This is a genomic window from Mycobacterium sp. MAA66, assembly GCF_041261665.1.
In the GTDB taxonomy this organism is placed as follows: Bacteria; Actinomycetota; Actinomycetes; order Mycobacteriales; family Mycobacteriaceae; genus Mycobacterium.
Genome location: NZ_JBGCCC010000005.1, coordinates 74,081 through 96,213, shown reverse-complemented (window position 1 = coordinate 96,213; position 22,133 = coordinate 74,081). Strand labels below are relative to the sequence as shown.

General features: G+C 64.8%; 22 protein-coding genes. 10 read left to right on the top strand and 12 right to left on the bottom strand.

What is annotated here, in order from left to right; all coding sequences use genetic code 11:
- Positions 1-23: 23 nt before the first annotated feature.
- The 8 genes from ABIA30_RS16710 to ABIA30_RS16675 form a co-directional block, all read right to left on the bottom strand.
- Positions 24-317 carry a cytochrome C oxidase subunit IV family protein gene (locus ABIA30_RS16710; protein WP_370067302.1) on the bottom strand — a complete coding sequence of 98 codons (294 nt, stop codon included), beginning with the start codon at positions 315-317 and terminating at the stop codon, positions 24-26.
- A gap of 4 nt (positions 318-321) precedes the next feature.
- Positions 322-903, bottom strand: coding sequence for a cytochrome c oxidase subunit 3 (locus tag ABIA30_RS16705; RefSeq protein ID WP_370067300.1), 582 nt, complete (start codon positions 901-903; stop codon positions 322-324).
- Entirely contained in the window at positions 903-1,646 is a 744-nt protein-coding gene (locus ABIA30_RS16700) for a hypothetical protein (protein ID WP_370067298.1), read from the bottom strand. Before ABIA30_RS16700 ends, ABIA30_RS16705 begins: the two co-directional genes overlap by 1 nt.
- A complete protein-coding gene (locus tag ABIA30_RS16695; RefSeq protein ID WP_370067296.1) occupies positions 1,639-2,385 on the bottom strand; it encodes a hypothetical protein in 747 nt (248 codons plus the stop codon). Before ABIA30_RS16695 ends, ABIA30_RS16700 begins: the two co-directional genes overlap by 8 nt.
- A gap of 11 nt (positions 2,386-2,396) precedes the next feature.
- Positions 2,397-3,767: a cytochrome P450 gene (locus ABIA30_RS16690; protein ID WP_370067294.1), complete on the bottom strand. Its 1,371-nt coding sequence runs from the start codon at positions 3,765-3,767 to the stop codon at positions 2,397-2,399.
- 13 nt (positions 3,768-3,780) lie between these two features.
- Positions 3,781-3,975 carry a ferredoxin gene (locus tag ABIA30_RS16685; RefSeq protein ID WP_370067292.1) on the bottom strand — a complete coding sequence of 65 codons (195 nt, stop codon included), beginning with the start codon at positions 3,973-3,975 and terminating at the stop codon, positions 3,781-3,783.
- 76 nt (positions 3,976-4,051) lie between these two features.
- The gene (locus tag ABIA30_RS16680; protein ID WP_370067290.1) at positions 4,052-4,912 is read right to left on the bottom strand and encodes a mycofactocin-coupled SDR family oxidoreductase; all 861 of its coding nucleotides are present in this window, start codon (positions 4,910-4,912) and stop codon (positions 4,052-4,054) included.
- Between the two features lie 42 nt (positions 4,913-4,954).
- A complete protein-coding gene (locus tag ABIA30_RS16675) occupies positions 4,955-5,665 on the bottom strand; it encodes an SDR family NAD(P)-dependent oxidoreductase (RefSeq protein ID WP_370067288.1) in 711 nt (236 codons plus the stop codon).
- Between the two features lie 221 nt (positions 5,666-5,886).
- Here ABIA30_RS16675 and ABIA30_RS16670 point away from each other — a divergent pair, with 221 nt between their 5' ends.
- The 10 genes from ABIA30_RS16670 (at position 5,887) to ABIA30_RS16625 (ending at position 18,515) form a co-directional block, all read left to right on the top strand.
- The gene (locus ABIA30_RS16670) at positions 5,887-7,383 is read left to right on the top strand and encodes an aldehyde dehydrogenase family protein (protein WP_370067286.1); all 1,497 of its coding nucleotides are present in this window, start codon (positions 5,887-5,889) and stop codon (positions 7,381-7,383) included.
- Positions 7,384-7,431: 48 nt separating this feature from the next.
- Positions 7,432-8,643 (top strand): CaiB/BaiF CoA transferase family protein, encoded by a 1,212-nt coding sequence (locus ABIA30_RS16665; RefSeq protein ID WP_370067284.1) that lies wholly within the window; start codon positions 7,432-7,434, stop codon positions 8,641-8,643.
- 203 nt (positions 8,644-8,846) lie between these two features.
- A complete protein-coding gene (locus tag ABIA30_RS16660) occupies positions 8,847-9,656 on the top strand; it encodes an MlaE family ABC transporter permease (RefSeq protein ID WP_370067282.1) in 810 nt (269 codons plus the stop codon).
- A 13-nt stretch (positions 9,657-9,669) separates the two neighbouring features.
- A complete protein-coding gene (locus tag ABIA30_RS16655) occupies positions 9,670-10,515 on the top strand; it encodes an MlaE family ABC transporter permease (protein ID WP_370067280.1) in 846 nt (281 codons plus the stop codon).
- 13 nt (positions 10,516-10,528) lie between these two features.
- Positions 10,529-11,806, top strand: coding sequence for an MCE family protein (locus ABIA30_RS16650; RefSeq protein WP_370067278.1), 1,278 nt, complete (start codon positions 10,529-10,531; stop codon positions 11,804-11,806).
- Positions 11,803-12,828: an MCE family protein gene (locus ABIA30_RS16645; protein ID WP_370067276.1), complete on the top strand. Its 1,026-nt coding sequence runs from the start codon at positions 11,803-11,805 to the stop codon at positions 12,826-12,828. Before ABIA30_RS16650 ends, ABIA30_RS16645 begins: the two co-directional genes overlap by 4 nt.
- A complete protein-coding gene (locus ABIA30_RS16640) occupies positions 12,828-13,910 on the top strand; it encodes an MCE family protein (protein WP_370067274.1) in 1,083 nt (360 codons plus the stop codon). The genes ABIA30_RS16645 and ABIA30_RS16640 overlap by 1 nt, the downstream gene beginning before the upstream one ends.
- Complete coding sequence (locus ABIA30_RS16635; protein WP_370067272.1) at positions 13,910-15,442, top strand: MCE family protein; 1,533 nt, start codon at positions 13,910-13,912, stop codon at positions 15,440-15,442. Before ABIA30_RS16640 ends, ABIA30_RS16635 begins: the two co-directional genes overlap by 1 nt.
- Complete coding sequence (locus tag ABIA30_RS16630; protein WP_370067270.1) at positions 15,439-16,785, top strand: MCE family protein; 1,347 nt, start codon at positions 15,439-15,441, stop codon at positions 16,783-16,785. Before ABIA30_RS16635 ends, ABIA30_RS16630 begins: the two co-directional genes overlap by 4 nt.
- Entirely contained in the window at positions 16,785-18,515 is a 1,731-nt protein-coding gene (locus tag ABIA30_RS16625) for an MCE family protein (protein ID WP_370067268.1), read from the top strand. Before ABIA30_RS16630 ends, ABIA30_RS16625 begins: the two co-directional genes overlap by 1 nt.
- 236 nt (positions 18,516-18,751) lie before the next feature.
- Here ABIA30_RS16625 and ABIA30_RS16620 read toward each other — a convergent pair whose 3' ends face one another.
- Genes ABIA30_RS16620 through ABIA30_RS16605 form a run of 4 tightly spaced genes read right to left on the bottom strand, consistent with a single transcriptional unit; the run spans position 18,752 to position 22,030 of the window.
- Complete coding sequence (locus ABIA30_RS16620; RefSeq protein WP_370067266.1) at positions 18,752-19,384, bottom strand: 3-oxoacid CoA-transferase subunit B; 633 nt, start codon at positions 19,382-19,384, stop codon at positions 18,752-18,754.
- Positions 19,381-20,157 carry a CoA transferase subunit A gene (locus ABIA30_RS16615; RefSeq protein ID WP_370067264.1) on the bottom strand — a complete coding sequence of 259 codons (777 nt, stop codon included), beginning with the start codon at positions 20,155-20,157 and terminating at the stop codon, positions 19,381-19,383. Before ABIA30_RS16615 ends, ABIA30_RS16620 begins: the two co-directional genes overlap by 4 nt.
- Positions 20,154-20,951 carry a hypothetical protein gene (locus tag ABIA30_RS16610; protein WP_370067262.1) on the bottom strand — a complete coding sequence of 266 codons (798 nt, stop codon included), beginning with the start codon at positions 20,949-20,951 and terminating at the stop codon, positions 20,154-20,156. The genes ABIA30_RS16615 and ABIA30_RS16610 overlap by 4 nt, the downstream gene beginning before the upstream one ends.
- The gene (locus tag ABIA30_RS16605) at positions 20,936-22,030 is read right to left on the bottom strand and encodes a zinc-binding dehydrogenase (RefSeq protein ID WP_370067260.1); all 1,095 of its coding nucleotides are present in this window, start codon (positions 22,028-22,030) and stop codon (positions 20,936-20,938) included. The genes ABIA30_RS16610 and ABIA30_RS16605 overlap by 16 nt, the downstream gene beginning before the upstream one ends.
- Positions 22,031-22,133: the final 103 nt, after the last annotated feature.

Sequence of the window (22,133 nt, the reverse complement as noted above, 5' to 3'; positions counted from 1 at the left end):
CGAGTTGTCGGGCTTGCACCGAGCTATACCAGGTAGATCACCAGAATCGCGCACCACAGCCCGGTCAGCCACACATCGGTGAACACCTTCAGCCACCGGGGCGCGGTCCGCACCTCCATGAAGTAACGAATGACCAAGCGGCCCTTGATGAAACCCAGCAAGATGACTGCGACGGTGATCTGGGTGCTGGGCTCCGCGGTGTGTCCAGAATGCTCGGGTGCCAGCCACCAGGAGGCAATGGTGATGACGCACAGCGCAATCCATGCGTAGGTGACGGCCCGTTCGGATGCGGGCAGCTTGGTTGCCGCGGACGTCACACCATCACCTCATCACGTAGAACAGTGCGAAGATGACCAGCCACAGCAGGTCGACCATATGCCAGTAGACGGCGCCGGCCTCAACCATCGATACCCGGCGCCGGCGCGGACTACGCAACTCGCGCACTACGACACCCAGGATCACCAGGCCCAGCGCGACGTGGAACAGGTGCACGCCGGTGAGCATGAAATAGAACATGAAGAAATCGCTGTTCGCCATCGAATGTCCGGCCCCGATCTCGATCGTCCACTCGTAGACCTTGATGGCGATGAAACCCAACCCGCACAGCCCGCCGGCCAAGACCAGCCGGACCGACCGCTCGACTTCTCCACCACGTATGGCTGCGGCACCTCGTGCAACGAACCACGAACTGGTCACCAGTACAAGGGTGTTCGCCACGCCCACAGTGATGTTCAGGTGCTGCTGAGAGGCCAGGAATTCCGCGCGATGCATGGCGCGGTAGATCATGAAGATGATGAAGTAGGCGCCGAAGATGATCAGGTCACCGAGCACCATGAGCCACATGTGCCCGTCACCCGGCAGGCGCTGCGTGTGCGTGTCCGACCGCCGCAGCGTCAGGCTCATCAAGCCAGTGCCGGTTCGTCGTCGCGCTGCATCTCGGTGGCTTTCTTCAGGAACACGATGACGCACACCAGCCAGAAGCCGAACACCACGGTGCCCATCCAGAACGAGATGGAGCCGTTCCAGGCGAACGCGCCGGCCTTGGACACGAATACCGGCACGGCCATCACTTCGGTGACGATCTGCCAGATGGTCACATAGGCAAGCCATTTGGGGAAGATCTCGTTGCGGTCGTAGAGGATCGCGACGGCGAAGCCGACGTACGCCGTCGCGAAGCAGCCGAGGGACCCCACATACGACAAGAGACCCACGTCGTACAGCAGTGAGAGTAGTTCCGGATCGCGGCCGGGTCGGTACACCGCGGTCAGGAAACAGAACGCCACCAGCAGACAACCGGGCAGGGCGCCGACGCCCATGGCGCCCATATACGCATACGCCATCACCGAGCCCACCGACATCCGCTTCATGTGATACACCACGATGCCGTTGGAAACTCCTGCGCCACCGACTATCAGCACCAGCAGGCCGAACCCGATCTGGATGGTCACGGCGTGGGCGTGGAAGAAATCGACGATCTGGCTGGTGCCGACATCGGGCCGCGGCGGCGGCATGACGCGCGCCAGCGCGAAGAAGATGACGCCGAACGCCGTGTAGAACGCCGGCACGATCCAGAACACCAGCCAGACGTCGCGCTTCCCGACCGGGGTTACCGGCTGGGAAGCGGTGTGCTGGGCGGTGTCAGTCACCGATGACCAGTCCCTGGTGGACCGCTTGCTGCGCAATGGCTTTGCGCAGCACGAAGAACATCACCACGACGAACACCGTCAGCGCGATGTTGCGCAGCCAGAACGAGATGGCACCGTTCCAGGCCAAGGGGCCGGACGAGAAGATCGCGGCGCCGACGGCCGGTGCCATGGCCAAGCCGGTGAGCGCCGAGAACGGTCCGGTCCAGCGGGGCAGCACTGTCCCACGGTCGTAGTGAATTGCCAGCGCCAGCAACAGATTCTGCGCCACCAGCGCGCCGACCGGAGCGATCAGGATCATCCAGCCCAGGTCGTTGAGCAGCTGTACCAACTCGGCGCCCCGCCCGGGCCGGAACGCGGCCACCAAGAAGAAGATGGCCGACAGCGCGAACAGCGTCGCCCCACTGACCGCCGCGGTCAGGTAGCAGTAGGCGAACACGTGGGTCTGGTTCGTCATCCGCTTCATCTGCACCACGATGACCATGAAGAACGGCAGCAGCATGACACCGCAGAGATTGAACGTGATCATCGAGAATCGGACCATGGCGGCATTGTCGCGGTAGAACGACGCCACCTGGTCGGCGCTCATCTCCGGCGACATCGGGGGAGTGAAGCCCGGGAACGCGAAGAACCCGACCAGCAGCACCACCCCGAAAATCGGTGCCATCCAGAGCGATACCAGTTGGGTCTTGATATCGGCGACCGCCGGCCGGTCCTCGGCTTCGGCGAGCAGGTGTGCCATGCGCGTACTCCCTAGTCGATGACGACCTCGTCTTTGTGCTCGGTGATCGGCCGGGCGGGTAATTGCTCATCGCAGATGCGCTGCAGCTTCTCCAGCGTCTCGTCCAGTCCAGGGCCGAGGGGCTTGCCCGGGGTGAAGGTGGCCGGCAGATGTTTCATGCCTTGGATGACACCGATGGTCTCGTAGTGTTCGGTGCCGGCCGGGTCGACCGTGTAGTCGGGCATTCGGTCCAGCACCGCGGTCAGCATCGACTTGAACACCGTGCGTGCCACGTTCGATCCGACGCAGCGGTGTACGCCGATACCGAAGCTGAAGTGCCGGTTACCCTTTCGATCCAGGTGAAGTTCGTTCGGGTGCTCGAAAACCTCGGCGTCCCGATTGGCCATGGCCCACGAGATCCAGAGTCGCTCGCCTTGTTTGAACTTCGTGCCGTCGAATTCGACGTCGCCGGAAAAGGTGCGGCCGTCGCCGGGTGCAGGGGTGAAGAAGCGCAGGAACTCCTCGGTGGCCGGGTCCAGCAGGGTGTCCCGATCGCAGCTCAGCCGTTCGCGTTCGGCCGGGTTCTGGGACAACCACTCCAACGCGTGCGCGGTGAGCGCCGTGGTGGTGTCGAAGCCGCCACCGATGATCAACCCGAGATTGCCCAGGATCTCCAGGTCAGGCGCCGGTTCGCCGTCAATCCTCAACTTCAGCAGGGCGTTGACCAGACCGGGCCGCGGACTCTCCCGGATCTCCATCATCGTGTTGATCATGTCGATGCCCATCTGCCGATTCATCTCGGCGACGCGCGCCGCGTCGGGCGAGTGTTCCGGGGTGGACACCGACAGGTGGGCGGGCTCGCTGTAGATCATCCACTTGTCGAGCTTGATGCCCATCATCGCCAGCGTCAGTACCGCCGGCACGATGTTGGCCAGGTCGTCCACGAAATCGATACGGCCGCTTTCGATCTTCTCGTCGATGGCGGCGCGGACGATCTCGTCGACGAACGGTTTCCAGCGCTTGATGGCGGCCGGGGAGAGGTACGGGTTGAGCGCGCCTCGGTAGGAGCTGTGCTCCGGCTCGTCCATCTCCAAGATGCCGCCGCGTACCACCGTGGCGCGCTGGGCCTTGGGGATGGTGATGCCCTGGTACGGGGTCTCGCCGGTCAGGTCATGATGATTGGAAACCACGGGGCAGCGGGCCAATTCGAAGACGTGCTTGCTGTCCGCGGCCACCCAGTGCCCGTTGTAGGTGGGGCTCCAGGCCATCGGGCACTTGGCGTGCATCTCGCTGGTGATCTGGTCGAACTGGCCGCGGTACTCGGAGGTGTGCCGATCGAAGTAGAAGGTGTTCTTCTTGCGATCGTCTTCGGCTGTTTCGGCTACGAAGTCGTCGACGCTCAAGGATTTCTCCTACTCATTCCTCGATGAGGATGGCTTGTTCGGGGCAGGAGTGCGCGGCCTCGCGCACTGCGTCCTGCTGATCATCTGGCACCAGCTCGGACAGCGGAGACGAGCTGCCGTCGATATCGCTGAGCACAAAGGAATCGGGGGCGATCATCGAGCACAGCGTGTGACCCTGGCAGCGCTGCCCGTCAACGGAAACCTTCACTGTCTCAACTCCTTTCGAGTGTCTTCGGCGCGCTCCGTCCCGCTGGGCGAGACGCAGCGCGCCGAGGTCGCAGGGCTCAGATGTGGTAGTCGTACCACTTGAGGTAGCCACCGGCGTCCACCCGCAGCTGCATGCCGGTGACGAACCGCGCCTCATCGGAGGCCAGCCAGAGCACCGCATTGCTGATGTCGACCGGCTCGACCCACGGCACCTTCATGGCCTGCTGGACGTAGAACACCGGTTCGGCGTCCGCCAGTTGCGGATCGGGCAGGTCCGGTCGGAACGATTGATACATCGGCGCACTCTGCAGCATGTTGGTGTTGCAGTTGGTCGGGTGGATGACGTTGAGCCGGATACCGCGCGGCGCCAATTCGGTTGCCATGTCATGCGCGTACTGAGCGATCAACCGCTTGGAGGTCATGTAGGCCATGCCACCGGGATCGCTGCCGGGGTTCATCTTCACGTGCGCGTCCATCAGGGCCGCGGCCGACGCGGTGGCTACGATCGAGGCGCCTTCGGACAGGTGCGGCAGGGATACCTGGATGGCGTTGATGGTGCCGACCAGGTTGACGTTGATGACGTCGGTCCAGGCCTGCAGCTGCGGCTCACCCTTCATGCCGGCGATACCCGCCTGTGCCACAACGATGTCCAGCTTGCCCAGCTCGGCGATGCCGGCTTCCAGAGCGGTCTGCAGCGCGGCGGCGTCCCGGACGTCGGCCCGTGCGGTGACGCAACGCCGGCCGGTCTTCTCGACGTAGTTCTTGGTCTCGTCAAGGTCCTCGAGGGTGGCCATCTTGTATCCGACGGTCGAGAAGTCGGTACAGAAGTCGACGGCAATGATGTCGGCGCCCTCTTCGGCCAGGCGGATCGCGTGGCTACGGCCCTGACCGCGCGCGGCGCCGGTGATGAATGCGACTTTGCCTGCTACCCGTCCCACGTGATGTCCCTTCGATGTCGATTACGAAAATGCTCGGCTGCGCTAGGTGTTCTGGCCGCCGTTGACGCCCAGGATCTGTCCGGTGATGTAGCCGGCCTCCTCGGACGCCAGGAACGAGACCGCGGCGGCGATGTCCTCGGGGCGTCCGATCCGGCGGACCGGGGTCTTGGCGATGGTGTCCTCGACGCGGACGAAGCCGCGGGCTTCGGCGCCGCGCAACATCGGGGTGTCGATGAAGCCGGGCGGCACGGCGTTGATGGTGATGCCTTCGGGGCCGTACTCCAGGGCGAGGGTCTTGGTGAGCCCGTTGACGGCGGACTTGGCCGCGACGTAGGCCGACATGTACTGCGCACCGGAATGGGTGCTGGAGGAAGAGATGTTGATGACCCGACCCCAGCCTGCCGCCCGCATGTCGGGCAGCGCGGCCTGGATGCAGTGATAGACGCCGTTGAGGTTGACGTCGATGACTTTCTGCCAGACGGCGAAGTCGGTGTTGTGGAACTTCTTGAAGGCGTCCAGTCCTGCGGCGGTGACCAGAACCGAGATCGGACCGAGTTCGGAGCGGATGGCGTCGAATGCGGCATGGACCGCCTGCACGTCGGTGACATCGGCGACGAACGCGTGCTCGTCGTCGACTCGGTTCAGGTCGATGATGGCCACGTTCAGGCCGTCTTTACGGAGCCGCTCGACAATGGCCGCGCCGATACCGGAGCCGCCCCCGGTGACGACGGCAGTCCTCGCAGATTCAGTCACTAAGAATCATCCTTCCGAATATGAGAACCGTACTCTCGGATCGGGGAACACCGCAAGACGTCGTGCCGTCCGATGTGTAGGCAGTTCATAGGTGCGTTCCGCGGCGACACCCCATATGACTAGGTCATCTAGCCTTGGTTGTGTTCTCTAACTACGAATGTATGATTCGCCGAAGATGAGAATGAAATTTCCATCACATCGTCGCTGCTCGAGGAGGACCGATGGCCCAGGCCGCTGTTGATTCGCAGAACATCGCGGGTTCGGGAACAGCTGAGGCGGGCGTGGACCGCCGGATGTTGATCAACGGCGAACTGGTCACCACCGCGGGCCGCTACCCGTCTATCAATCCGGCCACCGAAGAGGTCTTCGGCCACGCGCCCGAGGCCACCGTCGCCGATGCCGAAGCCGCCATCGCCGCGGCCCGTCGGGCCTTCGACGAGACCGACTGGGCCACGAACGTGGAACTACGGATCCGGTGCATGGACGAGTTCCACAAAGCCTTGGTCGAGCATCGCGAAGAACTCGCGGCACTGACAGTTCAAGAAGTCGGCGCCACCCCGGCACTGACCCACGGCGCCCAACTGGACCAGCCGATCGCGATCGTGCGGTACTACGCCGACCTGCTCAGGACCTTCCCGATGACCGAGGATCTCGGCAACATCGAGGTTCGCGGCGCCCAGCACCACCGCTGGGTCGAGAAGGAAGCCGCCGGCGTCGTCGCGGCGATCATCGCCTACAACTACCCGAATCAACTGGCGCTGGCCAAGCTCGGGCCCGCCCTGGCCGCCGGCTGCACCGTGGTGCTCAAGGCCGCCCCAGACGCCCCGCTGATCACGCTGGCCCTCGGCGAACTGATCGCCAACCACACCGACATCCCGCCCGGCGTGGTCAACGTCATCAGCTCGTCTGACCCGCAGGTCGGTGTCGCGCTGACCACCAGCGGTGACGTCGACGCCGTGACCTTCACCGGCTCGACCGCGACCGGCCGGGCCATCATGTCCGCGGCCAGCGCCACCCTCAAGCGGGTGTTCCTGGAACTGGGCGGCAAGTCGGCCGCGATCGTGCTCGACGACGCCGACTTCGGTATGGCCGCAGTCTTTTCCGCGTTCAGCATGGTCACCCACGCCGGCCAGGGCTGCGCTTTGACCAGCCGGCTGCTGGTGCCGCGCGAGCACCACGACGAGATCGTCGAGATGGTCAAGACCAACTTCTCGCACGTGCGCTGGGGCGATCCGAACGACCCGAAGACCTACATGGGGCCGTTGATCAGTGAGAAGCAGCGCGACAAGGTCGACGCCATGGTGCAGCGGGCGGTCGCCGGCGGCGCCACCCTGGTCACCGGAGGGGAGAAGAAGGGACCGGGGTACTTCTACACCCCGACCCTGTTGACCAACGTCGACCCCGACAGCGAGATCGCCCAAGAAGAGGTCTTCGGACCAGTGCTGGTGGTCATCGCCTACGACGACGATGACCACGCCGTACAGATCGCCAACAACTCCATCTACGGCTTGTCCGGTGCGGTGTTCGGCGGCCAGGAGCGCGCCGTGGCGCTGGCCCGCCGCATCCGCACCGGCACCTTCTCGATCAACGGCGGCAACTACTTCAACCCGGACAGTCCGTTCGGCGGCTTCAAGCAGTCCGGCGTCGGGCGGGAGATGGGCACCGCCGGACTCGAAGAGTTCCTGGAGCGCAAGACGTTTGCCACGGTCGTTGGCTGAAATCACCCGGGACCGCCCAGCCCTACAACGACGTAAGGAAGCGCCTGCATGACCGGTAAGCCGCTCGAGGGGATCCGAGTCCTCGAGGTCGCGATGTACGGATTCGTGCCCTCGGCCGGCGCGGTGCTGGCCGAATGGGGCGCCGATGTCATCAAGGTCGAGCACGCTGTCACCGGTGACCCGCAGCGTGGCCTGCGCCAGACCGGCATGCTGCGCGTCGAGGGCGACCCCAACCCCAACATCGAGCACGCCAACCGCGGCAAGCGCAGCATCGGCCTGGACGTCTCAGTGCCCCAGGGGCGCGAGGTCCTGCTCGAATTGGCAAAGCGCGCAGACGTTTTCCTGACCAGTTTCCTGCCCGGGCATCGCAGGAAGTTCGGGATGGACGTCGACGACATCCGCGCGGTCAACCCGACGATCGTCTACGCGCGCGGCAGCGCACTGGGCCCTCGAGGCCTGGAAGCCGAAAAAGGAGGCTACGACATGACCGCCTTCTGGTGCCGCGCCGGTACCGCCGCCACCATCACCCCGCCGGGGCTGGACGGCATGATCGGCCCGCCCGGTCCGGCGTACGGGGACACCATCTCCGGTACCAACCTGGCCGGCGGCATTGCCGCGGCGCTGCTCAAGCGCGAGCGCACCGGTGAACCCTCGGTGGTCGACGTCTCACTGCTGGGCAGCGGGCTGTGGGCGATGGGCCACACCGTCGCGCTGACCAGCCACCTGAACGAACGACTGATCCAGCAGCCGCCCGGCGTGCATGGCTCGCCGATCAACCCGCTGGTGGGCGTCTACCGCACCAAGGACGACCGGTACATCTCGTTCGTGATGATGCAGCCCACCAAGTTCTGGGGCGACGTATGCCGGCACATCGACCGGCCGGAGCTGGCCGATGACCCGCGGTTTGCCACCGCCGAGTCGATCGCCCAGCACACTTCGGATGCGGTGGCCATCTTGGATGAGGTGATCGCCACCCGCACCCTGCCGCAGTGGAGCGAGCACTTCGCCACTCTCGCCGGGCCGTGGGCACCGGTGCAGGACACCCTGCAGGCCGCCCAGGACGCACAGGTCCGGGCCAACGAATACATCGTGCAGGCAGGCGAATTGGAGCTGGTGGCCAATCCGGTGCAGTTCGATGTCGCGGCGCCGCACACCGGTGGGGCCCCCGGCTTCGCCGAGCAGACCGACGACATCCTGGTCGAGCTGGGCCTGGACTGGGACCGCATCATCGAACTCAAGACGGCCGGCGCCGTCACCTAGGCCAGATTTCTTCATGCTCAACGTCATTGCCTGCCAAGGCGGCCCGCGAGGTGCCGCCGGTGTGGCACAGTGCCTCCAGTTGCACCAACAACTGAGCACCACAGCTATCAACCAGATGGACGACGCCCGCCCAGCGCTGGCACCTAAACTCGGCGGCCCGACTGCCACGTCGGCCGCGACGATTCTGGAAGGACCGGGCGCGGATGGCGGGTAAGGGGCCGGACCGGTGGTCACCGGGTATTTCGTTGGGGCGCAGTGCGTCCGGGCCGATGGCCGCAATCGGTGGTTTGTTCGCGATGTCCGCGGACGCAGTCAGATATGTGTTCCAGCGGCCGTTTCAGATGCGGGAGTTTTTGGAGCAGTCCTGGTTTGTGGCGCGGGTGTCGCTCGCTCCGACGTTGTTGGTGGCGATCCCGTTCACGGTGCTGGTGTCGTTCACCCTGAATATCCTGCTGCGCGAGCTCGGCGCCGCCGACCTGTCCGGGGCGGGTGCGGCATTCGGTGCGGTGACCCAGGTCGGCCCGATGGTGACGGTGCTGATCGTCGCCGGCGCAGGAGCGACCGCGATGTGTGCCGACCTGGGATCGCGCACCATCCGCGAAGAGATCGACGCGATGGAGGTCCTGGGGATCAATCCGGTGGCGCGATTGGTGACTCCCCGGATGCTGGCTTCGGGTCTTGTTGCGTTGCTGCTGAACTCGTTGGTGGTGATCATCGGCATCTTGGGTGGCTACATCTTCTCGGTGTTCGTCCAGGATGTGAATCCGGGTGCGTTCGCCGCCGGCATCACGCTGTTGACCGGGGTACCGGAGGTGATCATCTCGTGTGTGAAGGCGGCCCTGTTCGGGTTGATCGCCGGCCTGGTGGCCTGCTACCGCGGTCTGACCATTACCGGTGGTGGCGCCAAAGCCGTTGGTAACGCGGTCAATGAGACGGTGGTGTACGCGTTCATGGCGTTGTTCGTGATCAATGTGGTGGTCACCGCCATCGGTATCCGAATGACCGCGCGGTGACACGGTGGGCATCATGGCGCTGAGACAGACCTATCCGCGGTTGGCCCGCGAACTGGGCCGCCCGGTGTCGTTGCTGGGGCGCATCGGTGATCACACCCTGTTCTACGGCAAGGCATTGGCGGGGGTGCCGTTCGCGGGGACGCATTACCGCAAGGAGATCATCCGGCTGATCGCCGAAATTTCCATGGGCGCGGGCACGTTGGCGATGATCGGCGGCACGGTGGCGATCGTGGGCTTTTTGACGTTGGCCACCGGCGGCACCCTGGCGGTACAGGGCTACTCGTCGCTGGGCAATATCGGCATCGAGGCGTTGACGGGGTTCTTGTCGGCGTTCATCAATGTGCGTATCGCCGCCCCGATCGTCGCCGGGATCGGTTTGGCCGCCACCTTCGGAGCCGGGGTCACCGCGCAACTGGGCGCGATGCGGATCAACGAGGAGATCGACGCGCTGGAATCGATGGCGATCCGCCCGATTTCGTATCTGGTGTCGACCCGGATCTTGGCGGGGATGATCGCGATCACCCCGTTGTATTCGATTGCGGTGATCCTGTCGTTTGTGGCGTCGCGGTTTGTCACGGTGGTGTTGTTCGGCCAATCCGCGGGGTTGTATGACCACTACTTCAATACCTTCTTGAACCCGATCGATTTGTTCTGGTCTTTTCTGCAGGCGATTTTGATGGCGTTGACGATTCTGTTCATCCACACCTATTTCGGTTATTTCGCCACCGGCGGCCCGTCGGGTGTGGGGGTGGCCGTGGGTAACGCGGTGCGTACTTCTTTGGTCGTGGTGGTGTCGGTGACGTTGTTGGTGTCGCTGTCGATCTACGGCTCCAACGGCAACTTCCATCTCTCGGGCTAGAAAGGGCACCTCGTTGGCACACAACCTGGGCCCTGGCCCGATCCATCGCTCCGAAACCACCAGCAGCGCGGGTCCGGTGGCCGCCAGGGGCGGCGGGCACTTCGGTGCCTCGAACCTGGCCCGTCCGATCGCCGGGCTGGCCACCGTCGCGATCATCGCGTTGATCGTGGTGCTGGCGATCGGGGCATTCGCGGGGGCTTACACCACCACGGTGCCGGTCACCGTCATCTCCCAGCGGGCCGGTTTGGTGATGAACCCCGACGCCAAGGTCAAGATGCGTGGTGTCGAGGTGGGCAAGGTCGACTCGATCGAACAACGCCCCGACGGCACCGCCGCCCTGCACCTGGCGATGGACCCGTCGCAGATGCAGCTGATCCCGGAGAACGTCCGGGCCGACATCTCGTCCTCAACGGTGTTCGGGGCGAAATACGTTGACCTGCAGGCGCCGGCCGCTCCGTCGTCGACACCGCTGCGCGCCGGGCAGGTGCTGCAGGGCGAGCACGTGACCGTCGAGATCAACACCGTATTCCAGCAGCTGACCAACGTGCTCGACAAGCTCGACCCGGCCAAGCTGAACCAAACCCTGGCGGCGATGTCCACCGCGGTGTCCGGTCGTGGTGAGCAGTTCGGTCAGACCATGGTCGATTTCGATGCGCTGTTGGCCAAGCTGCAGCCGAGCTTGGCCAACCTGGGACATGACATCAAGGTGATGGCCCCGGTGTCCGAGGCCTACGGCGATGCCGCGCCGAACCTGCTGCAGACCGTCAGGAACGCCACCAAGATGAGTGCCACACTGACCGAAGAGCAGACGAGCCTGGACAACTTCCTGGTCAACATGACCGGGTTGGCGGACACCGGCAACGACGTGCTCGGTGGCAACCGGGAACAGCTCAGCAATGTGTTGCACCTATTGGCCCCGACCACGGACCTGCTCAACCAGTACGCGCCCGGGCTCAAGTGCGCGTTGGCCGGCATGAACTTCATGGCGCACCAGCCGCCGCAGCTCAATCCCGGCGTGGTGGTCAACGTCGCGTTCACCCTTGGCATCGATCGGTACCGGTACCCGTCAAACCTGCCGAAAGTGGCGGCCAAGGGCGGTCCGCACTGTATGGGCCTGCCGTACATCGGATTCGGCAACCGGTCCAAGTATCTGGTCACCGACACCAACGCCAACCCGTGGGCCTATGGCAACCCCGGCATCGTGCTGAACTCCGACGGTCTGAAGCAGATCCTGTTCGGCCCCATCGACGGCCCGCCGCGCAACACCACACAGGCGGGAATGCCCGGATGAAACGCTCCAATGCCACACTGCTCAAGTTCCTGTCGTTCGCGGTGGTCATGATCGTGATGACGGTCTTCTTGTTCATGGCGTTCGGCCAGTACCGCAGCGGCTCCACTGCGCAGTACACCGCGGTGTTCGCCGATGCGTCCCGGCTCAAGGGCGGCGACTCGGTGCGGGTCGCCGGCGTCCGCGTGGGTACTGTCAATGACGTTGAGCTGCAACAGGATCACAAGGTGCTGGTCACCTTCGATGCCGACAAGGACGTGGTCCTGACCACCGGAACCAAGGCTGCGGTGCGTTACCTCAACCTGGTCGGCGATCGGTTCCTGGAGTTGATGGACGGTCCGGGATCGTCACGCATCCTGCCCGCCGGCGCGACCATCGGCCAGGACCGCACCTCGGGCGCACTGGATCTGGACCTGTTGCTGAATGGGCTGCGTCCGGTGGTCCGGGGGCTGAATCCCCAGGATGTGAACTCGCTGACCTCATCGCTGGTGCAGATCTTCCAAGGCCAGGGCGACAACCTGGACTCCTTGCTGAGCAGGACATCGTCGTTCTCAAATGATTTGGCAGACAACGAACAAACTGTCTCGCAACTGATCGACAACCTCAACACGGTGGTGGGCACGCTGTCCAAGGACGGGGACAAGTTCTCCGGGACCATCGACAAGCTGCAGCAGTTGATCAGCGGGCTGGCCGCTGACCGGGATCCGATCGGTACCGCCATCACCCAACTGGACCAGGGCACCGCCTCGATCACCAGTCTGCTGACCCAGGCGCGTCAGCCGCTGAAATCCACCGTGGACGAACTCAATCGGCTCGCACCGCTGCTCGACGACCACAAGACGGTGCTGGACCGTGGTCTGCAGAAGGACGTCGAGTACTACCGCAAGCTGGCTCGGCTGGGGTCCTATGGCTCTTGGATCATGTACTACATCTGTGGCCTGCAGATCCGCGTCAGCGATCTGCAGGGCCGCACCGCCGTGTTCCCGATGCTGCAGCAAGAAGGCGGAAGGTGCGGTGAGCCCTGATGCTGAAATACCGTGGCGCGCAACTGGTCAAGGCCGGCATCTTCGGCGTCGTGCTGATCGCGATGATCATCGCCATCGGGTTGCAACCCGAGCAGATCAAACAGTGGGCCACCTCGGTCCGCTATCAAGCCGAGTTCAGCGAGGCCGGCGGCATTGCGATCGGCAACCAGGTGACCATGTCGGGCATCAAAGTCGGTACCGTCTCGGATATTTCACTGCGTGACGGCAATGCGGTGGTCACCTTCACCACCGAGGGCAAGTATCCGTTGGGATCGCAGACCACAGCGCACATCCGGACCGGTTCACTACTCGGTGAGCGGGTCCTGACCCTGGAGCCGGCGGGCAGCGGCACGATGCGACCCAATGACGTCATTCCGGTCACCCGCACCTCGTCGCCGTACTCACTGACGGACGCGGTCACCGACCTGACCACCGACACGGCCGGCACCGATACCGCCTCGCTGAACCAGTCGTTGGACACCCTGTCGGCGACCCTCGATCAGATCGCGCCGAAGCTCGGTCCCACCTTTGACGGGCTGAGTCGGCTGTCGCGATCGCTCAACAGCCGCAACGAAAGTCTGGGCGGTCTGCTCAAGAGCGCCGCCGAGGTGACCAGTGTGCTGTCCCAACGCAGCGGACAGTTGAACACCTTGATCCTCGACGCCAATGACTTGCTCGGGGTGCTCAACGATCGGCGCGAGGCGATCGTCGCGCTGCTGGCCAACACCTCGGCAGTGTCCAAGCAGTTGTCCGGGCTGGTGCACGACAACCAGAAGGAATTGGCTCCGACGCTCGAGCGGCTGAATCGGGTGACCGAGGTCCTGGAGAAGAACCGGGACAACATCACGAAGATCCTTCCCGATTTGCGCAAATTCATGCTGTCGCAGGGCGAGACGCTGGCCAACGGCCCGTATTACAACGCGTACGTGCCGAACCTGAACCCGGCGCAGACGCTTCAGCCGTTCCTGGACTACGCCTTCGGCTTCCGCCGTGGTGTCCACGCCGGCCAGCCGCCGGACAACGCCGGGCCGCGCGCCGAATTGCCCATTCCGTACAACGGGATTCCCGGAGGTTCGCGCTGATGACGCGTAGCCGGATGACGAAAGTACTGGCGGTCGTGGTGGCCGCGCTGCTGGTGATCGGCGGCGGTGTGCTGGTGCGGCAGAGGTTCTTTGCACCACAGACGATCTCGGCGTTGTTCACCGAAGCCACCGGCATCTACCCGGGCGATGACGTCCGGGTAGCCGGGGTGCAGGTCGGCACGATCGACGCGATCACGCCGGAGGGCACCCAGACCCGGCTGACGCTCAAGGTCGACCGGAACATCTCGATTCCGGCGGATGCCAAGGCTGTGATCGTGGCGCAGAACCTGGTGGCGGCGCGTTACGTGCAGCTGACCCCCGCTTACCGGCACAGTGGTCCGAAGCTGGCCGACAATGCGGTTATTCCGTTGGACCGCACCGCAGTTCCGGTCGAATGGGATGAGGTCAAGGCCCAGCTGACCCGGCTGGCCACCGACCTGGGTCCCAAGAGCGGCGTTTCGGGTACGTCGGTCTCCCGGATGATCGACAGCGCCGCGAATGCGTTGGACGGCAACGGCCAGAAGCTACACGACACCATCACCCAGATGGCGGGGGCGGCCCGCGTGATAGCCAACGGCAGCGGCAACCTCGTCGAAATCGTCAAGAGCTTGCAGACTTTCGTCACCGCCCTGCGCGACAGCAATCAGCAGATCGTGTCGTTCCAGAACCGACTGGCCACGCTCACCGGCGTGGTCAATGAGAGCCATTCCGATCTCGATGCCGCGCTCAAGGATCTGTCGTCATCGATCGTCGAGGTGCGACAGTTCGTCGCCGGTACCCGGGATCAGACGGCCGAGCAGGTCCGTCGACTCACCAACGTCACCCAGAACCTGGTGGACAACCAGATACAGCTGAAGAACATCCTGCACATCGCGCCCAATGAGTTCGTCAACGCGTACAACATCTACAACCCGTCGACCGGCAGTGCGGTCGGCCAGTTCGTGTTGCACAACATGTCGTCACCGGTCGACTTCATCTGTGGCGCAATCGGTGCGGTGGAGAACACCACTGCGCCCGAAACCGCCAAGTTGTGCTCGCAGTACCTGGGCCCGGCCCTGCGGCTGGTCAACTTCAACCACCTGCCGTTCGGCATCGACCCGTACCTGATGCCTTCGGCCAACCCCGAGGACATCGTGTACTCCGAGCCGGGGCTGGCCCCCGGTGGCGGTGGTGGGTCGCCGACGCCACCGGACGTCATGACGAGCCTGCCGGCCTACAATCCGGGCCCGGCCGTGCCGCCGTTCACCGGTCGGCCGCCAGGCACACCCCCGCCGGGAGCGGATCAGCTGCTGCCGAATGCTTTGCCGAACCCTGGGCCGAACTTGCCGCCGTCGGTGTGGTCGATGCTGACACCGGCAGGCCCGGCGCCGGGTCCCGCGCCGCAGGGCGCGCTACCGCAGTTGCCGGCGGAGGTTCCGGGTGCTCCGGTCGCCCCACCTGCTCCGCCAGGCCCGATCGGCTCGGACACTCCGATCGGGCCGGGTATGGCCGACGCTCCGGCGCCGCTACCGGCAGAGGGGACACGCCCATGAGGCCCGTGCGCAACGCATCGATGCGGGTGGTGGCCCGGCAGCCCAAGACCATCAAGGCCGCAGTGGCGGCTACGTCCGCGGTGATGCTGACCGCGACCGGTTGCGCTTTCCAGGGCGTGAATTCACTGCCACTGCCCGGCGCCGTCGGTCGCGGGTCGGGATCGACGGTCTACCACGTCGAGATCGCGAATGTCGCTACGCTGGAACCGAATTCACCGGTCATGATGAGTGACGTCGTGGTCGGCAGCGTGCGCGGCATGACCGCCAGGAACTGGCACGCCGACATCGAGTTCTCGGTGAAGCCCGGGGTGACGGTCCCCGCCAACGCGATTGCCCGAGTCGGCCAGACCAGCTTGCTCGGCTCGATGCACCTGGCGCTGGACCCGCCGGTGGGGCAGGCGCCGAGCGGCGCGCTGACCCCTGGGGCGACGATCCCGTTGAGTAGCGCATCGACCTATCCGACCACCGAACGAACCCTGTCGTCGTTGGCGGCCGTGGTCAACGGCGGCGGGCTGGGCCAGATCGGTGACGTGATCCATAACTTCAGCGCCGCGCTGAGCGGCCATGAAGCCCAATTCCGGGATCTGCTAACGCGTTTGAACGATTTCGTCGGCACCCTCGACGACCAGCGCGACGACCTCGTCAACTCGATCCAGGCGCTGAACCGGTTGGCGTCGACATTTGCCGGGCAACGTGATGCCCTCACCGCGGCGCTGGACAAGATCCCGCAGGCACTGGACGTGTTGGTAAAGCAACGGCCGCAATTGACCGCCGCGCTGGAGAAGCTCGGCAAATTCAGCAGCGTGGCGAATCAGTTGGTCACCGATTCGAAGGCCGACCTGGTGACCAACCTCAAGAACATCACGCCGGCGCTGGCAGCCTTCACCGCGCTGGGGCCCGACGTGGACACCGTGCTGGAGTATCTGCCGCACTTCCCGTTCACCGGCAGCTTCATCGACCGGGCGATCCGCGGCGACTACTACAACCTGTTCGCCGTCATCGACCTGACCATCCCACGCCTGAAGCACAGCATCATGCTGGGCACCCGGTGGGGACAAGAGGGCACCGAACTCGTACCGGCACCGGGCGACCCGTCGTACCTCAACTACACCTACGATCCGCTCAAGACCGGGGTCAACCCGCCGCCGCCCGGGAACTTCGTGCCGAGTTCACCGCAACCGCCGTGGGCGCCACCACCGGTGACCGCCGACGTCGGCCCGATCCTGCCGGTGGTTCCGCAGGCGGGCATGCCGGGCGGCACGGTCCAGACGCCCCCGCCGCCCGGGCAGAACCAGGTGTTCGCCGGACCGTACGGCGCCAAGCCACCGAGCGGAGGTAACTGATGCTCACCCGTTTCATCCGGACGCAGTTGATCATCTTCACCATCGCGTCGATCATCGGTGTGGCGGTGATGCTGTTCGCGTACATGCAGGTGCCCACGCTGCTGGGCCTTGACCGGCTGACCGTGAAGCTGCAGTTGCCGGCCACCGGTGGTCTCTATCGCTTCAGCAACGTCACCTACCGTGGATCCCAGATCGGCAAGGTGACGGACGTGAAGCTGACGTCGACCGGTGCCGAGGCCACGCTCTCACTGGATACGTCACCGAGGATCCCGATCGACCTGCAGGCTCAGGTCCGCAGTATGTCGGCAGTGGGTGAGCAGTACGTGGATCTGTTGCCCAAGAACGACTCTGGGCCCTACCTGCAAGACGGCGCGGTGATCCCGTTGGCCAGCGCCACCATCCCGCAACCCGTGGGCCCGATGCTGGACAAGCTCGGTGCGCTGGTCGACACGATTCCGGGGGACCAGCTCAGCAAGCTGCTCGATGAGTCGTACACGGCGTTCAACGGGACGGGCTATGACTTCGGATCGCTGTTGGACTCGGCATCGAAGCTGACCAAAGACGCCAACGGAGTCTCCGATCAGATGCGCAAGCTGATCGATGACTCGGGGCCGTTCCTGGACGCGCAAGCCCAGAACACCGACGGCATCCGGGCCTGGGCGGCCAACCTGGCGGGGATCACGGGCACGTTGGCGGGCAACGACTCGCAGTTCCGGTCGATCCTGCACAACGGTCCCGGCTTTGCGCAGGAGACCACGATGCTGTTGCAGCAGCTCAAGCCGACGCTGCCGATCCTGCTGGCGAATCTGAGCACCATCGGCCAGATCGGTGTCACCTGGCACGCTTCGCTCGAACAGCTGCTGGTGTTGTTGCCGCCGTTCGTCGCGCAGATCGAGACCTATGCGCCGGTCAACAACCCGACCGGCCTGCCCAACGGTGAGTTCTCGTTGGGTCTGGGTGACCCGCCGTCGTGCACTGTCGGATTCCTGCCGCCGTCGGCGTGGCGGTCGCCCGCCGATCTGACGCCCATCGACACCCCGGACAATCTGTATTGCAAGTTGCCTCAGGACTCGCCGATCGCCGTGCGCGGTGCACGTAACTATCCGTGTATGGATCACCCCGGCAAGCGCGCGCCGACTGTCGAATTGTGTGATGACCCAAACGGTTTCCAACCTTTGGCGCAGCGTCAGCACGTCTTGGGTCCGTATCCGATCGACCCCAGCCTGATCGCGCAGGGCGTGCGGCCCGACGATCGGGTATTGCCGGACAAGAACATCTACGGGCCGATCGAGGGCTCACCGCTGCCGCCAGGGGTGGCAGATCGGTCGCAGGCGCCTGCGCCGCCCGCGCCGCCACCGTCCAGCTTCCCGGGCATGCCGCCGGGACCGTTGATGCCGTACCCGCCGTTACACGTGGATCCACCGGGTCCGGCACCGGAGCAGGTGCCGCTGGGTCCGATGGTCCCGGAGCGACCCGGTGATCAGGCCCGGGCGACCGACGTGCCGACCCCGACGCCAGGGCCCGCCGAAGTGAATGTTCCTGCACCGCAAGATGGTCCGGCACCGCAGGCCGCACCGAGCGCGTTCAAGGGATCCGCGTCCGGCCCGTCGGTGATGATCGCTCGTTACGATCCGCGCAGTGGTCAGTATCTGGGCAGTGACGGCAAGCTGTACAAGCAGACGGACTTGGCCACGCCGGCCAAGTCATGGCAGCAGATGCTGGCGTCATGACTTGGCAGCGGTGAGCGCCGGCGGTTCGACTCCCTTGCCGCACTTGCGATCTGGAGCCGTCAGCATCGGTTGACAACGTCACGTGTGGTGACCGGTGCCGGCGTGCACCGATGCCGCAAACTCCGTTGTCAGTTCTCAAACCCCGTGTCACATTCTCAATCTGAGTGTCATGCAATGTCGCGAATGACAAAGAAATGAGAAAGCAAAACCGGCAGGCAAACCGCAGCTCGTCGTGGTTAGGGGCCGCATACTGGGGCAGCAGTTTTCGCCAGCACTTCGGCGACGGTGACTCCGGGTGCCAGTTCGACGACCCGGAAGCTGTCGCCGGTCATGTCGAACACGCCCAGGTCGGTGATTACCCGCCGGACCACGGCACGTCCGGTCAACGGCAGGTCGCAGGCCGTGACGAGTTTGGCGGCACCGGTCTTGGTCACGTGATCCATCAGCACGATCACCCGTTCGGCGCCGCTGACCAGGTCCATCGCTCCGCCCATGCCCTTGACCATCGCGCCGGGCACCATCCAGTTGGCCAGGTCTCCGTTGACGGCGACCTGCATGGCTCCCAGTACGGCGACATCGACGTGGCCGCCGCGAATCATTGCAAAGCTCAAGGCGGAGTCGAAGAACGAGGCGCCCGGCACGACGGTGACGGTCTGTTTCCCGGCGTTGATGAGGTCGGGGTCCACCTCGTCGTCGTACGGGAACGGGCCGACACCGAGGATGCCGTTCTCGGCGTGCAGGGTGACGTCGGAGCATTCGGGTAGGTAGTCGGGTATCAGGGTGGGTAGCCCGATACCCAGATTGACGTAGTCACCGTTGCGCAGCTCTGCCGCTGCGCGGCAAGCCATCTCAGCACGGGTCCAGCTCATCGCGGCTCTGCCCGGTGTCGGGTGGTGCGCTGTTCGATGTGCTTGCGCGCGGCTTGTTCGGGTGTCAGCGCGACGATCCGTTGCACGAATATTCCGGGCAGGTGTATCTCGCCCGGATGCAGTTGACCTACTTCGACGACGCGTTCGGCCTCGACCACGGTGATCCGTCCGGCCATGGCCGCGGGTGGGTTGAAATTGCGCGCAGCAGAATGGAATTGACAGTTCCCGGCCTTGTCGGCGACAGCGACGCGGATCAGTGCATAGTCGGTGACGATGGACTCTTCGAGCACCATCTCCTTGCCGCCGAAGATGCGCACTTCTTTGGGTGGCGACGATAGCGCGATGCTGCCGTCGGGGTGGTAGCGCCAGGGCAGTCCGCCGTCGGCCACCAGGGTGCCGACCCCCGTGGGGGTGTAGAACGCGCCGATCCCACTGCCACCGGCGCGCATCCGCTCGGCCAGGGTGCCCTGTGGGGTGAGTTCGACGGTCAGTTCGCCGGCCAGATATTGGCGTGCGAACTCCTTGTTCTCGCCCACGTAGGACGCGATGACCCGGCTGATCCGGTTGGCCTCCAACAGGAGTCCGAGTCCGGCGCCGTCCACGCCGCAGTTGTTGGACACCACGGTCAGATCGGCGGCGCCCTGCTCCAGCAGTGCCTCGGTGAGAAACCACGGGATGCCCGCCAGACCGAACCCGCCGACGGTCAGGCTGGCCCCGTCGGGGATGTCGGCCACCGCGACTGCCGCCGAGGCGACGACCTTGTTCAAGGTCATGACGGGGTGGCCGTCGAGTGCCGGTGGTAGGCGGTGATCCAGTTGCTGAATTCGACCGCCAGATGCCAGCGGTGGGCCGCAACCATCGGCGATGGCATCATCCCCGGGAACTCCACCGTCAGCTGGGCCTCCAACCTGCCCGCGGTGTCCCGGAACTGGTGGCGGACACCGCCGATGACCAGACCGTCGTCGAGCACCGCCTGCCCGGCGATCTGTATCGGATAGTCCGGGTCGGGTTGGGTGGCCAGCTTGTCGATCCTGGTGTAGTCGACCAGGAACCGGGTCGCGGCCAGTGATCCGCCGGTGGTCTCCACCACTTCCTGTCGACCGTCGGGAAGCCCGCGCAGCAGGTAGTGGTCGGGCATGGCGTCGATCATGTTCACCTCGTCGTCGACGACGACGAGGTTGTTGAACCATTCCGCGAAAGCCTCCGCCGAAACTCCAGGCACCGCGAGGTGGGTGATGCTGAGGGCGACGCGGCCGCGGCTCGCCGCCACAGCAGTGCGCGAAACCCGTTCCGAAGCAACAATATCCCGCCGAAGCATGGCGTACATGCCGGCATGTCCGAGTCCGGTCTTGAGGGTAAGCAGAGCGGCCCGCTGGGCGTCCAGATCGCCGGTGAGCGCCGCGGCGAAATCCAGATCCGGCGCGATCTCGGCGATCGCCCGCGGCCCGAGCCGGGACGCGAACTTCTTGAGTACCGCAGTGGCACGGCGCGCCTCCCACTTTTGCACTTCGGCGCGCGGCACTTTCTTGCTGTTGATGGTGGCTGTGATGGTCAGCTGAGTTGCCATGAGTGTTGTGGCCTTCCTGCGCGAAATGGGTTGATGCTGGGATCGATCAGTACTTTGCCTTCGACGCGGCCTGCGGACAGCCGGTCCAGGCTCGGACCGAGTTCGTCCAGTGGGACGGGGGTTTCCGCGAGCTCGGTGCCCAACTGCCCCTTGGTAAGCACCTCGAGTGCGGCCGGCAGGTCTGTGTCGCAGATGTGTGCCAGGGTGGAATCGATGGTGATCTCCCGGAACACCACCGAATGAAAGTCGATCTCCGGTTTGGATTTTGGGATGCCTACTGCCAGCACCCGGCCGCCATCGGTGACCATCTGGATTGCCGACGATAGTTGGCCCGGGGCGCCGCTGGCTTCGATGACGACGTCGGGGCGAACTCCAGCCAGGAGATCGATGACGTCGGAGGCGATGTCTTCTGACGGGGCCAGCGTGCAGGTGGCGCCCAGACGTGAAGCACGTTCCAACCGTGGGCCGGGGAAGTCGATGACGGTCACCTCGACGTCGGTGAGGTGTTTGAGGCCGGCGAGCACGAAGGACCCGATGGCACCGGCACCGATGACCACCACCCGGTCCCCGGCGCGGGCGCCGGACCGACGTGCGGCATGGATACCGACCGCCAGCGGCTGGGCGAGCCCGGCATGATCGACGGACATTCCGCGGGGTATCCGCCGCAGCGACTTCGATGGCACCGCAACGTATTCGGCCATCCCGCCGTTGACGTTGAGGCCGAGAGTTCGGTAGTTCAGGCACAGATTGGTGCGCCCGGCCCGGCAGCGGCGGCAGTGCCCGCACCAGATCCCCGCGCCGCTGGCGACCAGGTCCCCGACGTCAAGGTCGGAGGCCGGGTCGGAAACGACGATCTCGCCGACGAACTCGTGCCCCGGGATGATCGGGCCCAGATGACCACTGTGGGGATGGCGGTGCTCCACGGGGAACGTTTTCGGACCAGCGACCCACTCGGTGGCGTCGGTACCGCAGATACCTGAACGCAGGACCTGGACCAGCGCCTCGCCCGGTGCGGGGGAGGGAACCGGTACCTCCTCGATGCGGATATCGTGCGCGCCGTAGTACACAGCGGCTGCCATCGTCGCCACCATTGCTGTTCCTCCTTGACGCTCAGGGGTATGCGTCACGCTCAACTAATGTAAAGTAAAACTACACATCCGTGCAGCGCTAGTGATCGATTGG